General features: G+C 73.8%; 16 protein-coding genes. 8 read left to right on the top strand and 8 right to left on the bottom strand.

The window, feature by feature from the left end; translation table 11 throughout:
- Positions 1-5: 5 nt before the first annotated feature.
- The 3 genes from eis to C8054_RS00090 all read right to left on the bottom strand — a co-directional run bounded on the left by eis (position 6) and on the right by C8054_RS00090 (position 2,597).
- The gene (gene eis, locus C8054_RS00080; protein ID WP_107154590.1) at positions 6-1,205 is read right to left on the bottom strand and encodes an enhanced intracellular survival protein Eis; all 1,200 of its coding nucleotides are present in this window, start codon (positions 1,203-1,205) and stop codon (positions 6-8) included.
- Between the two features lie 51 nt (positions 1,206-1,256).
- Positions 1,257-1,976: a PP2C family serine/threonine-protein phosphatase gene (locus C8054_RS00085; protein ID WP_107154591.1), complete on the bottom strand. Its 720-nt coding sequence runs from the start codon at positions 1,974-1,976 to the stop codon at positions 1,257-1,259.
- A 93-nt stretch (positions 1,977-2,069) separates the two neighbouring features.
- The gene (locus C8054_RS00090) at positions 2,070-2,597 is read right to left on the bottom strand and encodes a helix-turn-helix domain-containing protein (protein ID WP_107154592.1); all 528 of its coding nucleotides are present in this window, start codon (positions 2,595-2,597) and stop codon (positions 2,070-2,072) included.
- A 55-nt stretch (positions 2,598-2,652) separates the two neighbouring features.
- On the opposite strand from C8054_RS00090, the gene C8054_RS00095 reads away from it, so the two are divergent.
- Positions 2,653-3,876: a benzoate/H(+) symporter BenE family transporter gene (locus C8054_RS00095; protein WP_107154593.1), complete on the top strand. Its 1,224-nt coding sequence runs from the start codon at positions 2,653-2,655 to the stop codon at positions 3,874-3,876.
- Between the two features lie 359 nt (positions 3,877-4,235).
- Here the strand turns inward: C8054_RS00095 and C8054_RS00100 are convergent, their stop codons facing one another.
- From C8054_RS00100 to C8054_RS00115, 4 genes are all read right to left on the bottom strand, one after another.
- Positions 4,236-4,601 (bottom strand): hypothetical protein, encoded by a 366-nt coding sequence (locus C8054_RS00100; RefSeq protein ID WP_107154594.1) that lies wholly within the window; start codon positions 4,599-4,601, stop codon positions 4,236-4,238.
- A gap of 29 nt (positions 4,602-4,630) precedes the next feature.
- Complete coding sequence (locus C8054_RS00105) at positions 4,631-4,879, bottom strand: hypothetical protein (RefSeq protein ID WP_107154595.1); 249 nt, start codon at positions 4,877-4,879, stop codon at positions 4,631-4,633.
- Between the two features lie 77 nt (positions 4,880-4,956).
- Positions 4,957-5,427, bottom strand: coding sequence for a large conductance mechanosensitive channel protein MscL (gene mscL / locus C8054_RS00110; RefSeq protein WP_107154596.1), 471 nt, complete (start codon positions 5,425-5,427; stop codon positions 4,957-4,959).
- 39 nt (positions 5,428-5,466) lie between these two features.
- On the bottom strand, positions 5,467-6,150 hold the full coding sequence (locus tag C8054_RS00115) for a FadR/GntR family transcriptional regulator (protein WP_107154597.1): 684 nt from the start codon (positions 6,148-6,150) through the stop codon (positions 5,467-5,469).
- Positions 6,151-6,199: 49 nt separating this feature from the next.
- Here C8054_RS00115 and C8054_RS00120 point away from each other — a divergent pair, with 49 nt between their 5' ends.
- The gene (locus C8054_RS00120; RefSeq protein ID WP_107154598.1) at positions 6,200-7,480 is read left to right on the top strand and encodes an MFS transporter; all 1,281 of its coding nucleotides are present in this window, start codon (positions 6,200-6,202) and stop codon (positions 7,478-7,480) included.
- A gap of 10 nt (positions 7,481-7,490) precedes the next feature.
- Here the strand turns inward: C8054_RS00120 and C8054_RS00125 are convergent, their stop codons facing one another.
- On the bottom strand, positions 7,491-7,847 hold the full coding sequence (locus C8054_RS00125; protein WP_053652127.1) for an STAS domain-containing protein: 357 nt from the start codon (positions 7,845-7,847) through the stop codon (positions 7,491-7,493).
- Positions 7,848-8,006: 159 nt separating this feature from the next.
- On the opposite strand from C8054_RS00125, the gene C8054_RS00130 reads away from it, so the two are divergent.
- The 6 genes from C8054_RS00130 to C8054_RS00155 are packed head-to-tail and all read left to right on the top strand — an operon-like array spanning position 8,007 to position 13,628.
- Complete coding sequence (locus tag C8054_RS00130; RefSeq protein WP_107154599.1) at positions 8,007-8,867, top strand: STAS domain-containing protein; 861 nt, start codon at positions 8,007-8,009, stop codon at positions 8,865-8,867.
- Entirely contained in the window at positions 8,867-9,277 is a 411-nt protein-coding gene (locus C8054_RS00135; protein WP_107154600.1) for an STAS domain-containing protein, read from the top strand. Before C8054_RS00130 ends, C8054_RS00135 begins: the two co-directional genes overlap by 1 nt.
- The gene (locus tag C8054_RS00140) at positions 9,274-9,693 is read left to right on the top strand and encodes an ATP-binding protein (RefSeq protein ID WP_107154601.1); all 420 of its coding nucleotides are present in this window, start codon (positions 9,274-9,276) and stop codon (positions 9,691-9,693) included. The genes C8054_RS00135 and C8054_RS00140 overlap by 4 nt, the downstream gene beginning before the upstream one ends.
- The gene (locus tag C8054_RS00145) at positions 9,690-10,709 is read left to right on the top strand and encodes a SpoIIE family protein phosphatase (protein ID WP_107154922.1); all 1,020 of its coding nucleotides are present in this window, start codon (positions 9,690-9,692) and stop codon (positions 10,707-10,709) included. Before C8054_RS00140 ends, C8054_RS00145 begins: the two co-directional genes overlap by 4 nt.
- Positions 10,702-12,087, top strand: coding sequence for a sensor histidine kinase (locus C8054_RS00150; protein WP_107154602.1), 1,386 nt, complete (start codon positions 10,702-10,704; stop codon positions 12,085-12,087). Before C8054_RS00145 ends, C8054_RS00150 begins: the two co-directional genes overlap by 8 nt.
- Positions 12,088-12,089: 2 nt before the next feature.
- Positions 12,090-13,628, top strand: coding sequence for a SpoIIE family protein phosphatase (locus C8054_RS00155; RefSeq protein WP_107154603.1), 1,539 nt, complete (start codon positions 12,090-12,092; stop codon positions 13,626-13,628).
- Positions 13,629-13,793: the final 165 nt, after the last annotated feature.

Raw genomic sequence — 13,793 nt, forward strand, 5'->3', positions numbered from 1 at the left:
CGGGATCAAAAGTCGGCGAACAGGTACGGCAGTTCACGTGGGAAGAGTCGACGCAGCTCGACGGCGGCGTCCACCGGCACCTCGCCCAGCCCGCGTACCGCCACCTCGACCGGGTCGAGCACGCCGTACGCCAGGGCGGACAGTCCGGCGGCGGTCAGCCGGGTCGCCGGCACGGTGCCCTCGGCGGCGCTGTCGGCCGGCACCACCGCCAGTTTGCCGGTGGTGCCGTCGAGCAGGTGCCGGCCGGCGAGCCAGCGGTCGCCGACCAGCTCGACGAGCACCCGGCCCACCCCGACCGGCTGGTCGGCCAGCGCCTCCAGGCTGAGCAGCCGGGCCATCGGCGCGGAGGAGTCGGGCCGGTGCGCCCGCGTCTCGACGCGCACGTCGAAGTCGGTGAGCCACACCTCGGGCAGCTCGTCGGGGCCCAGCTCGACGCTGACCCGGTTCACCTGGTCGACGTGCCGGGCGAAGAACTGGAGCAGCGACGCCCGGGCGTACGGGTCGTCGAAGAGCAGGTCGTCGGCGACCAGCGTGCCGGCGTGGTCGTCGATCCGGTAGGTCACCGCGCCGACCGTCTCGCCGTCGCGTACCACGCTGAGCAGCCAGCGGTCGTCCCGCTCGCGCAGGCCGACCGCCCGGAAGTCGGGGAAGACCGCGAAGCCGTGGCGCTCGCGCAGGCACCTGTCGGTGTAGGCGCGCCACCGCGGGTAGCCCGCCCCGATCCGCTCCCAGACCAGCTCGTCGGGCAGCTCGGCGCGCAGCAGCGGCGCCAGCTCCGCGGGGGCGAACACCGCGGTACGCCGCCGGGGCAACCCGGCGTAGCCGAAGCGCTCGTAGAACGAGGGCCGGAACGGGTACAGCGCGCTGAGCTGGTGCCCCTCGTCCCGCATCCCGTCGAGGAGCTGGTGCATCAGCGTCCGGACGTGCCCGCGCCGGCGGGCCAGCGGATGGGTGGCCACCCCGGCGACGCCGGCCATCGGCAGCACCGCGCCGCGCAGGTTCTGCCGCATCGGGATCGCCGAGGCCGCGGCCGTGGTGACGCCGTCCTCCTCGACCACCAGCGTGGTGTTCCCCGCGTTGGTCGGCAGGTAGGCGCGGAACTCGTCGGTCCGGGCCGGCGTCATCGGCGACGCCTCGAACGCGTACGCCTGGAGCGGGAAGCTGGTGGTCGGGCGTTCCTCGGCGCTCAGCCGGCGAATGTGCATTCGTTCATCCCAACGTGCCCGTCCCCGGGTCGCAACCCGAATGGGTCGCCGTCAGGCCTCGGCGACGTCGGAGATGACCACCGTGACGTTGTCCGGTGCGCCGGCCTGGTGGGCCAGCTTCACCAGCTGCTCGCCGCACTGCTGCCGGTCCCCGTAGGTGGCGAGCGCGGCGGCGATGGCGGCGTCCTCCACGTAGTCGGAGAGGCCGTCGCTGCACAGCAGCAGCCGGTCGCCGGGGAAGACGGTGAGCGCACCCACCGCCGGCGGCGCGTCCTGGCCCTGCACCGCGCGGGTGACAAGCGAGCGCTGCGGGTGGTGCCGGGCCTGGTCGCGGGAGAGCGCGCCCTGGTCGACGAGCGCCTGCACGAACGTGTCGTCGCGGGTGAGCTGGGTCAGCTCGTGGTCGCGCAGCAGATAGCAGCGGGAGTCACCGACCTGGGCGAGGACCAGCCGGTCACCGGCCAGCAGCGCCGCGGTCAGCGTCGTGCCCATGCCGTCGCGGGCCGGGTCGACCGTGATGGCCGCCCGGATCCGCTGGTTGGCGGTGCTGACCACGGCGCGCAGCGCGTCGGCCGCCTCCTCGGCGCCGGTGGGCGGCGTCAGTTCGTCCAGGATCCGGATGACGATCTCGCTGGCCACCTCGCCGGCCGGAAGGCCGCCCATGCCGTCGGCCACCGCCACCAGGCGGTCACCGGCGAGGGCGGAGTCCTCGTTGTTGGTCCGGACGAGGCCGACGTCGTTGAGGATGGCCGAGCGGAGGATGAGCGTCATGGGGACAAGCTTGCCAAGAAGACCCGCTCCGCGTCTCTACGCGCTGCCGGGTCGGTGGAAAGAAATGTCACCGACTTGCATCCCGGGTATCCGTCAACCGTCCTTCCCGGATGGACGCGGATAGCGCAACAGCAGGCTGGCCCGGACCTGCTCCTCGCCCACCGCGGCGTAGCTGTGCGGCACGTCGGAGGTCCAGCGCAGATACTCTCCGGGGCCGCCGGTGAGCGGGGCGTCCACCGGGCCGGCCCGGAGCACGCCGGAGAAGACGGTCACGTGTTCGGTGACGCCGGTCTGGTGGGCGGGGGAGAGCTGCGCCGGCCCCGGGCTGACCCGCATCCGGTACAGCTCGTACGTCGCGTCGCGGTCGTGGAACACCTCCAGCAGCGTCGCGCCGACCGCTGCGCCGCGTACGGTCGGCGTCTGCTCGGGGGCGGAGAGCACGGCGGTCAGCGGCACCCCGAGCTGTGCGGTGATCGCGTACAGCGTCTCCAGGGTGGGGTTGCGGACGCCGTTCTCCAGACCGGAGAGCGTGGCCTTGCCGACGCCGGCCAGCCGCGCGAGTGCGGAGAGGGAGATCCCCCGTTCCATCCGGAGGGCGCGGATCCGCGGGCCGACGTCCATGGGGCTATCGTGCTACATCATGTCGTTCCGTAAACGGAACACCGGAGGAGGAAGCGTGGCTGGTCGACTCCAACCCGTACTGGCCGGCGTGGTGACCGCCCTGGTCGGCTTCGCCAGCTCGTTCACCGTCGTGCTGGCCGGGCTGCGCGCGGTCGGCGCCGACCCGGCCCAGGCCGCCTCCGGCCTGCTCACGCTCTGCGTGGCCAGCGGCGCCTGCGCGGTCTGGCTCGGTCTGCGGCACCGGCTGCCGCTCGCCGTCGCCTGGTCCACGCCGGGCGCGGCGCTGCTGGTCGCCACCGGGCCGGTCCCCGGCGGCTGGCCCGCCGCCGTGGGCGCCTTCCTGCTCACCGGTCTGCTGATCATCGCCGCCGGGCTGATCCCCGCGCTCGGCCGCGCGGTCGCGGCGATCCCCGCCCCGGTCGCCTCCGCCATGCTCGCCGGGGTGCTGCTGCCGCTCTGCACCGCGCCAGTACGCGCCCTGGTGGAGGTGCCCCGGCTGGCCGGGCCGGTGGTGCTCGTCTGGCTGCTGCTGCACCGGTTCGCGCGTCGCTGGGCGGTGCCCGGCGCGCTCGCGGTGGCCGTGGTGGCGATCGCGCTGACCACCTCCGGCCCGGCCCGGCTGGACGTCGCCCCGGTCGTCGCGCTGACCGCGCCGACCTGGACGCTGCCCGCCGTCGTCGGGCTCGCGCTGCCGCTGTTCCTGGTCACGATGGCCGCGCAGAACGTGCCCGGCACCGCCGTGCTCGCCGGCTACGGCTACCGGGCGCCGCTGGGCTCCGCGCTACGCGTCACCGGGCTCGCCACCACGCTCGGCGCGTCGGCCGGCGGGCACGCGGTGAACCTGGCCGCGATCACCGCCGCGCTCGCCGCCGGCCCGGACGCCCACCCCGACCCGGACCGACGCTGGATCGCCTCGGTCACCGCCGGGATCGGCATGGCGCTGCTCGGCCTCGGCGCCGGCGTGGCGACCGCCCTGGTGCTGCTCTCCCCGCCGGTGCTGGTCGAGGCGGTGGCCGGGCTCGCGCTGCTCGCCGCGCTGGCCGGCGCGGTGTCGGCGGCGGTAGCCCGGCCGGAGACCCGGGAGGCCGCCGTGGTCACGCTGGTGGTCACCGCGTCCGGGGTCAGCCTGCTCGGCATCGGCGGCGCGTTCTGGGGCCTGGTCGCCGGCTGCCTGATGCTCCTGCTCTTCCGCCGCCCGCCGGCCGCCTCGCCGCCGGCTGATCCCGACGGACGTCCCGAAGTCGGCCCCGATCTGGCAGTGTCACATCGGCCGGGCTGACCATCCGGCCGGCTCGCGCCACAAGGGCCTGGCCGCGTCCTGGCTCCCGGCCGCGTCCTGGCGCTGGGCTCGTCGACCGCCGGTCACGGGTCCTGCTTCCCGACGCGCTGAAGTGTGCCCGAAGCGCCTACGAACTTGATGGCGTGAACGGTTCACCGGTCGTGAGCCATCTACGCCATCAAGTTTGTAGCAGTCACGAGCAGGTGTCCGGGGCCGTGCGGAACTGGCTCGGATGAGCCGACCCATGCCGCCGCATCGCGGCCACCCCGACTCCGACCCGCGCACTGGTCCGTGACCTTGCGGCACCTCGCGAAGGCTTGCGGCACCTCGCAAAGGGAGACGTCGGCGCCTATGCGGTGTCACTCCTCGGCGGGCAGTTCCGCGGCCGGGACGGTGAGGCGGACCGCGCCGTCGGCCACGGCCGCGATCCGGTCGGCCAGCACGTAGACCGCGCCGGTGTCGGCCAGCTCGGTGGAGACCTTGAGGTAGCCCTCGCGCAGCAACCGGGCGGCCAGGTCGGCGGGCACGTCCGGCTCGTCGACGGCGGCCGACTCGATCAGCTCGTCGAGGCTGCTGCCCGGGTCGACCGGGGCGGGCGCCTCCACTGTCACCGCGGCGGGGTCGCCGCGCTGGACGAGATCCACGGTGCCCACCTCGACGCCGGTGGAGTCGACCACCCGCATGCCGGTGGTGACCCGGGAGACGGTGTCCTGCTGCTGGCTCATGCCGAAGCGGTTCCCGGGGCGCGTGGGCGCTAAACGGAGGGGGCCCAGCCGCCCGGCGGGCGGGGGGACAGCTCGCGCCAGGTGTCCGGCCCGTCGAGCAGCGCCCGGACCGTCTCCTCGGCCTCCTCGACACTGGTGTGCTCGTAGAAGCGGGAGACGCCCTCGGCGCCACCGGCGCGCTGCTCCACGTGCCAGCGGTCGCCGTCCACCCGGAGGAAGACGTCCCGCCGGGCGAGCCGGCCCCATTTCCCGTTCCACCAGTGCCTACGCTGCTCCATGCCGGGACTCTATCGAACATGTGTTCGATTCGGGTCGGCCCCCGCGGAATCTCCGCGGGGGCCGGTGGGCTATGGCGTCAGCGCGGGGCCGGCGGCTCCTGCCGGCGGCCGAGCACGTCGTCCAGCGCGCCGCGCTGGGCGGGCGTGCCGTGGTTGCCGGCGAGCAGCGCGTCCCGGATCTCGGTGAGCAGCTTCACCTCTTCGCTGGGCGCGGAGGGCGGCGGCTCCTCGCCGCGCTTACGCCGCTCGGCGAGCTTGTTCATCGGGTAGACGACCAGGAAGTACAGCGCCGCCGCGGTGAGCATGAACGTGATCAACGCGTTGATGAACGCCACCCAGTCGAACGGGATGCCCCGGAAGCTCGGGGTCGAGCCGGTGAGCCCGTTCTTGTTGCCGGTGATCAACACGATGAACACGCGGACCAGTGGTTCCAGGAACGACTTGGTCAGCTGCGTGACCACGCCGGTGAACGCGGCACCGATGACGACGCCGACCGCGAGGTCGACGACGTTGCCGCGCATGATGAAGTCTTTGAAGCCCTTGAGCATCCGCTCTCCCGTGCTGTCCGAATCTGCGTCCGGCACAACCTATGCCTCGGCCGGCCCCTCGAGAAACGCACCGGCCTCGATCGCTGCCCGCGTCGGGTCGCCGGCCCGGATCGCCGCCACCAGCCGGCCGTGGTCGACGTACCGCTCGGCGGTCAGCGCCGGCCCCATCGCCTGCGCGACGGTGCGGCGCAGCGCGGCGCCGACGGAGGCGTACAGCTCGGCGAGCATGGCGTTGTGCGCGGCGGCCACCACCACCGTGTGCAGCGCGGCGTCCGCCTCCACGAACTCGTCCACCCGGCCGGAGCGCCACGCGGCCTCCCGGGCGTCGAGCGCGGCGTCGAGCGCCGCCAGGTCCTCGGGGGTACGCCGCAGCGCGGCGAGCCGGGCGGCCTCCACCTCGAACGCGCGCCGGACCTCGACCACCTCGGTCGTCCGGTCGTCGGTGAGCCGGCGGGCCACCACCGGGGCCAGCTCGTCGGTCGACACCACGTAGGTGCCGGAGCCCTGCCGGCACTCCAGCACGCCGGCGTGCACCAGGGCGCGGACCGCCTCGCGGACCGTGTTCCGCCCCACGCCGAGCGCGGCCACGAGCTGCGGCTCGGTGGGGATGCGGGCGCCCACCGGCCACTCGCCGCCCAGGATGCGCGCCCGGAGCTGCTCGATCGTCCGGTGGACCCGGTGACCGCGCGGCGGCACGACGACGGAATCCACGGCGGGTGTCACCGGTTACACCTGCTGCCGAAATTCATCCCATGATTGTAGGTTCGAGGTCATGACGCCGCCACCCCCGCCCACCGCGACCGCGCCCACCGCCGACGTCACCCCCGGGCCGGCCCCGGCGGCCACCCCGGACCCGCCGGGGGTCTCCCCGGCGCGCGGCGGACTCCTGGTACTGGTCGGGATGCTGCTTGTCGCGTTGAACCTGCGGGCGGCGGTGACCAGCCTCGGCGCGCTGCTCGACGAGATCCGCGTCGGGCTGGGCCTCTCCGGCACCATGGCCGGCCTGGTCACCACGCTGCCCACCATCGCGTTCGCCGGGCTCGGCGCGCTCACCCCGTGGCTGGTCCGCCGCTGGGCGGCGCCCCGGGTGCTGGTGCTGGCCATGATCGCGCTCGCCGCCGGGCAGGTGCTGCGCGCGGTCACCGGCTCGGCGGCCGTCTTCGTGCTCACCAGCGCGCTCGCGCTGGCCGGCATCGCGGTGGCGAACATCCTGCTGCCGATGCTCGTCAAACAGCACTTCCCGCACCGCACCGGGCTGGTCACCGGTGCGTACACGATGGCGCTGACGGTGGGCACGACGGTGGCCGCGGCCTCCGCGGTGCCGGTGGCCCACGCCTTCGGCTCCTGGCGGGCCGGGCTCGGCGTCTGGGCCGGGCTGGCCGCGCTGGCCGTGATCCCGTGGGTGCCGCTGGCGCTGCGGGCGCGCGCCGCGCGCCGGGCCGCTACCCCGGCGGTCGTCGCCGCCCCGGCGCGGGTACGGCCCGGCCGGACCCGGCTCGGCTGGGCGATGGCGGTCTACTTCGGGGCGCAGTCGCTCAGCGGGTACGCGATCATGGGCTGGCTGGCCCAGCTCTTCCGGGACGCCGGCTACCGGCCCGAGGCGGCCGGCCTGCTGCTCGCCGGCGTGACCGCGCTCGGCGTGCCGGTGGCGCTGACGATGCCGGCGCTGGCCGGCCGGCTGGCCACCCTGCGTCCGCTGGTGCTGTCGCTGACCGCGTTCTCCACCGCCGCGTACGTCGGCCTGGCGCTCGCCCCGCGCGGCCTGGCCCCGCTCTGGGTGCTGCTGCTCGCGCTCGGCCAGGGCGCGTTCCCGCTCATCCTGACCACGATCGGGCTACGGGCCCGGACCGCCGAGGGCACCGTGGCGCTCTCCGCCTTCGCGCAGAGCACCGGGTACGTCATCGCCGCGCTCGGCCCGCTGCTGGTCGGCATCCTCTACGAGGCGACCGGCGGCTGGACCGCCCCGCTCGGCTTCCTGCTGGTGGCACTCGCCGTGCAGACGACAGCGGGCATGGTGATCGCTCGTCCCCGCTACATCGAGGACGAGCGCTGAGCGGAGTCGGTCAGGAGGAGGCCGGGGTGGGTTCGCCCGCGACGGCCTCGTCCACCGTCGGGTACGTGTGCAGCACCTCGACCAGGCCGCTGACCTCGAGGATGCGCAGCACGCCGCGCTGCGGGGCGGCCAGCCGGACCACGCCGCCGGCCTCGTCGCAGCTGTTCTTGGCGCGGACGAACACCGACAGCCCGGTCGAGTCGCAGAACGACACCTCGGCCAGGTCGAACACGAGGCGGCTGCGCCCCTTGTCGAGCAGGTCGGTGATCTGATCCTGGAGCTGCGGTGCGGTGGCCATGTCCAGCTCGCCCGCGACCGACACCACGACCACGTCGCCGCGCTGTTCCGTGTGCACCGTCAGGGACATTCGTCGACCTCCTGTGTTCGGGGGAACGGTATCCCACAATGACCGCGCCGCGCAGAACGGGAGCCGGCACAGGTGCTGTCGATCATTTCTTTGTCCCGTGGCAAGTAGTGCGGCAACCCCCGGTGATAGAGTCCGCCCGTCCAGATCTGGGAGGTCAACGTGGCATTGGGCGCAGAGCAGGGCGGTCGGCTCGCCGAACTGCTGAGTCAGCACGAGGACCGGTTGACCAACCGCTGGATCGAGATCGTCGCCGGCTCGTTGCGCGGCCGGCTCAGCCGGGCCGAGCTGGCCCGCCAGGTGCAGGAGCTGCACCGCGCGGTGGCCGACGCCGGCCGGCAGGGCATCGGCGACCTGGCCGACGAGCACGGCGGGGAGCTGCGGGCGGTGCTCGCCGAGATCTCCACCAACCGGGCCCGCCAGGGATTCAGCGCCACCGAGACCGCGATCAGCGTGTTCGCGATCAAGGACGCCCTGCTGGAGTTGATGGAGCAGGAGCGGGGCGAGGACACGCTCCGCGACTTCGTCGCGTTCTCCTCGCTGATCGACCAGATGGGGCTGTTCACCTTCGAGACGTTCGTCCGGGCCCGGGAGAGCCTGATCGCCGACCAGGCGGAGCAGTTGCTGGAGCTCTCCACCCCGGTGGTCAAGCTCTGGGAGGGCGTGGTCGCCGTCCCGCTGGTCGGCACACTCGACTCGGCCCGTGCCCAGGTGGTGATGGAGCGCCTGCTCCAGACACTCGTCGACACGGGTTCGCCGTACGCGATCATCGACATCACCGGCGTGCCGGCGGTGGACACCCAGGTCGCCCAGCACATCCTCAAGACCGTGGTGGCCGCCCGGCTGATGGGCGCCGACTGCATCATCTCCGGCATCCGCCCGCAGATCGCCCAGACGATCGTCGCGCTCGGCATCGAGTTCGGCGACATCGCCACCAAGGCGAGCCTGGCCGACGCGCTCCGTCACGTGCTGCGCCTGACCGGGGTCGAGACCACCGCCCGCCGCGCCCGCCGGGAGTCGTGATGGAGCGGGTGCCGATCCTCAAGATCGGCGACATCCTGCTGGTCTCCATCCTGGTCGACATGTCCGACCAGACGGCGGTCCAGCTCCAGGAGGACCTGGCCGAGCGGATCGTCGCCACCGGCTGCCACGGCGTCATCATCGACATCACGGCGCTGGACATCGTCGACTCCTTCGTCGGCCGGATGCTCTCCACCATCGCGTCCATCTCGAAGGTGCTGGACGCCGAGACGGTGGTGGTCGGGATGCGTCCCGCGGTCGCCATCACGCTGGTCGAGCTGGGACTGTCGCTCAACGGCATCCGGACGGCGCTGAACGTCGAGCGCGGCATGGAGCTGATCGCGGCGAGTCGCGCCGACGACTGGGACGCGGTCCTCGTCGACGACGAGGACACCGAGACGGCGACGCCATGACCACGGGCGTCGACCTGGGGGTGCCGGCGACGCAGGCGATCCGTAGCGACGAGGACGTGGTGCGGGTCCGGCAGTTGGTACGGACCACCGCGGTCGCGGTCCGGCTCTCCCTGGTCGACCAGACCAAGCTGGTCACCGCCGCCAGCGAGCTGGCCCGCAACACGCTGATCTACGGCGGCGGGGGCAGCGCCGAGGTGACCACCGTCTCCGACGGCCGTCGGCGCGGCGTCCGGATCGTCTTCGCCGACCAGGGCCCGGGCATTCCCGACCTCGACCTGGCCCTCACCGACGGCTACACCACCGGCGGCGGGCTGGGCCTCGGCCTCAGCGGCGCCCGTCGGCTCGTCGACGACTTCGACATCCGGACCGCCGTCGGCGAGGGCACGGAGATCACCATCACCAAGTGGTCGCGATGAGCACCGACGTGGTCCCCGACCACGGCGTGTGGTTCCGGGTCGACAACGGCGCCACCGCCGGCGGCGTACGCCGGGTGGCCGAGCGGCTCGGGCGGCAGCTCGGGCTCAGCACGGAGCGCATCGCGGACCTCGCCATCGTCACCGCCGAGATCACCAGCAACCTGGTCAAGCACGCCCGCGAGGGCGCCCTGCTGCTCCGTCCGGCGCGTCGGGACGGGCGGGCCGGGGTGGAGCTGGTGGCCATCGACTCGGGCCCGGGCATGGCCGATCTCACGGTCTCCTCGGCCGACGGGCACTCCACGGTCGGCACGCTCGGCATCGGCCTCGGCGCGATCGCCCGCCAGTCGAGCCGGTTCGACGCCTACTCGCGACCCGGCCGGGGTACGGTCCTGACCGCCCAGCTCTGGGACGGTCCGCCACCGGCGCCGGACTGGGCCGGCGGGTTGGCCCGGCCGATCACCGGCGAGCAGGACAGCGGCGACGGGTACGCGGTCCGGCTGGTCGAGGGCCGGCGGCAGGTGCTGGTCTGCGACGGGCTGGGGCACGGCCCGCTCGCCGCCGCCGCCACCGGTGCCGCGGTCGCCGCGTTCCGTTCGGCCCCGGCCGGCCCGCCGGACACCGTGGTGCGGCACCTGCACGCCGCCATCTCGCACACCCGTGGCGCGGCGCTCGCGGTGGCCGAGCCCGATGCCGGGACCGGGCAACTGCACTACGCCGGCCTGGGCAACATCGCCGCCATGATCGTGACCACCGGCGAGCGGCGGCGCGGCCTGGTGTCGCTGCCGGGCATCGCCGGGCACCAGCGCCCCACGGTTCGTGGGTACGACTACCCGTTCCCGCCCGGCGCGACGCTGGTGATGCACAGCGACGGCGTGGTGGACCGCTGGGACCTGGACGACTACCCCGGACTGGTCGCCCGCCCGCCGCTGCTGGCCGCCGCCGCGTTGCTCCGCGACGCCGGGATCCGCCGTGACGACGCCTGCGTCCTGGTCGCCCGGCCGGCACGGCATGAGTGAGCGCAGCGAGCGGAGCGAGGGCCGTGAGCGCAGCGAACCGCTCCTGCACCTGGCGCTCCGGGTCGAGCAGGACATCTTCCTGGTCCGGCAGCGGGGCCGGGAGGTGGCCGCGGCGATCGGGCTGGAGCACCAGGACCAGGTCCGGATCGCCACCGCGCTCAGCGAGGTGGCGCGGGAACTGCTGCACGGGGTGGCCGGCGCCGACGTCACGTTCGCCGTCGACCGGGCCGGCCCGGCCGGTCGGGCGGAGCTGCGGGTGGACCTGTCGCCGGTCCGTCCGTTCCCCGGCGGCCGGTACGAGCCGCGGTCCGGCGCGGTCGCTCGTCTCGTGGACTCGTTGCGGGTGATGTCGGTCGAGGGCGTTACCGTCGTGAGGATGTCCCGACGAGTACCGGACCACGCCGAGGAGCTGACGCCGGAACGCGCCGACCAGCTCCGCGCCGAGCTGGCGGAACGCGCTCCGGGTTCCGCGCTGGACGAGTTGGCCGCACAGAACGCGCAGCTCATCGCCGCGCTCGACGAGGTGCGCTCGCAGCGGGACGAGCTGGCGGTGCTCAACGCCGAGCTCCAGGAGACCAACCAGGGCGTGATGGCGCTCTACAACCAGCTCACCGAGGAGCTGGAGGAGACCAACCGTGGCGTGGTGGCGCTCTACGCCGAGTTGGACGAGAAGTCCGCCCAGTTGCGGGCCGCCAGCGAGTCGAAGAGCCGGTTCCTGGCCAACGTGAGTCACGAGCTGCGGGCCCCGGTCACCGCGATCATCGGTCTGGGGCGGCTGCTGGCCGACTCCGCGTCCGACCCGCTGACCGGCGAGCAGGCCCGCCAGGTGGGGCTGATCCGGTCCTCCGCGGGTGACCTGCTGGCCCTGGTGAACGAGCTGCTCGATCTGGCGAAGGCCGAGTCGGGCCGGATCGAGCCGGACTGGTCCGAGGTCGACCTGCGGGCCGTGTTCGGGCAGCTGCGCGGCACGCTGCGGGCGTTGGCCACCCGGCCCGAGGTGGAGCTGGTGGTGGAGGAGCCGCCGGCCCCGGCGACGGTCCGCTCGGACGAGGTGCTGCTCGCCCAGGTGCTGCGCAACCTGTTGCACAACGGCCTGAAGTTCACCGAGCGGGGCGAGGTGCGGCTGCGCGCCGAGCGCCGGGACGAGGTGTGGTCGCTCGCGGTCACCGACACCGGCGTCGGCATCCCGCCCGAGTTGCACGAACGGATCTTCGAGGAGTTCTACCAGGTGCCGGGCACGACCCGGGTCGGCGGCACCGGCCTCGGACTGCCGTACGCCCGGCGGCTGGTCGCCCTGCTCGGCGGCACGCTGAAGCTGACCAGCGAAGCGGGCCGGGGCAGCACATTCACCGTGGTCCTACCCGTGGGCGGAGCGTGACGGTGGAGGGCGGGCCGGCGACGGTGCTGGTGGTCGACGACAGCGGCCCGAAGCGTTACCTGCTGGTGAACTGGCTCACCCGGGCCGGGTTCGTGACCGTGGAGGCCGAGAACGGCACGGCGGCGCTGGAGCGGGTGGCCCGGGAGCCGGTCGACCTGGTGGTGCTCGACGTGCGCCTGCCGGACATGAGCGGCTTCGAGGTCTGCGAGCGGATCAAGGAGGCGCATCCGTCCGTGCCGGTCATCCACGTCTCCGCGCACGCGGTGGACGTGGTCGACCGGGCGCAGGGGCTCACCCGGGGCGCGGACGCGTACCTGGCCGAGCCGATCGAGCCGGAGGAACTGGTCGCCACCGCGCACGCGGTGCTGCGCTACTACCAGGCCCGGCGGCGGGCCGAGCAGCTCGCCGAGCGGTTGGCCGCGCTGGCCGACGCCACGGTGGAGATGCACGCGTCGCCGAACTTCGTCCGGCTGCTGGAGGCCGCCGCGTCCGGCGCCGCGCGGATCTTCCGGTCGCCGGCTGCGGTGGTCGCCGAGACGTTCGACGGGGACTGCCTGGCTGGCGTGGCCGCCGACCCGCACACGCCGGCCGGGATCGTGCCGTGGGTGGTGGACGACACCGGCGTGCCGATCGGCACCCGGGTGTGGGTGGATCAGCCGGGCAACTGGCCGTTGACCGACTGGCCGGAGGGGGACACGGTGACCGTGGCCGCCTCGCGGCTGCGGGAGGACCGGGCCCCGCTCTACGTGGTGGTGCCGACCGCCACCCAGACCGTGCGCACGCCGGTGCTGGTGCAGCTCGCCCAGGCGGTGGCGTCGGCGGTGGAGGCGCAGCGCTCCTTCGACGAGGAGCATCGGATCGCGGTGACGCTCCAGCGCAGCCTGCTGCCGCGGCGGCTGCCCGAGGTGGCCGGCCTGGACCTGGCCGTCCGCTACGAGCCGGCGAGCGCCCAGACCGAGGTGGGCGGGGACTTCTACGAGCTGGTGATGCTCGACGGGCACCTGCTGGTGGCGATCGGCGACGTGGCCGGGCACTCGCTGCACGCCGCCACCGTGATGGCCGAGCTGCGGCACGCGGTCCGGGCGTACGCGGTCGAGGGGCACCAGCCGGGCGTGATCCTGGACCGGGTCAACGAGCTGATGCGGACGCTGCTGCCGACCGAGCTGGCCACCATCTGCGTCCTGCTGCTCCACCCGGGCACCGGGCTGATCCGAATGGCCAGTGCCGGGCACCTGCCGGCGCTGTTGAGTCGGGACGGGCGGGTCGAGTTCGTCTCGCAGTCCGCGGCGTTGCTCGGCGTGCGCGCCCCCCGCCCGCCCGACCTGGAATTCGTGCTGCCGGCCGGCGCCACGCTCGTCCTCTACACCGACGGGCTGATCGAGCGTCGGGACGCCACCATCGACGACGGGATGGCCGCGCTCGCCGTGGTGGCCACCCGGGTGGACGACGACCTCGACCAGTTCTGCCAGCGGCTGCTGATCGAGCTGGCGCCGCCGGAGATCCACGACGATGTCGCGGTGGTGGCGGTCCGCCGCCGCTGACTCCCGGTCGACCACTCACCGTAGTTGTCGGCGTGGTTGCTGACGGTGTCCGTCGCCTCGGGCGGTGGATGAGGGCTTCCGCCGCCTTTGCTCTGCAGCCACCGACGCAGCTCGGTCTTGAGCAGGGCTTGCGCGCCGAGTGATGCTGCGACGATCGGGCCGGCG

Origin of the sequence: Micromonospora sp. RP3T, assembly GCF_003027925.1 — a bacterium.
Classification (GTDB): domain Bacteria; phylum Actinomycetota; class Actinomycetes; order Mycobacteriales; family Micromonosporaceae; genus Micromonospora.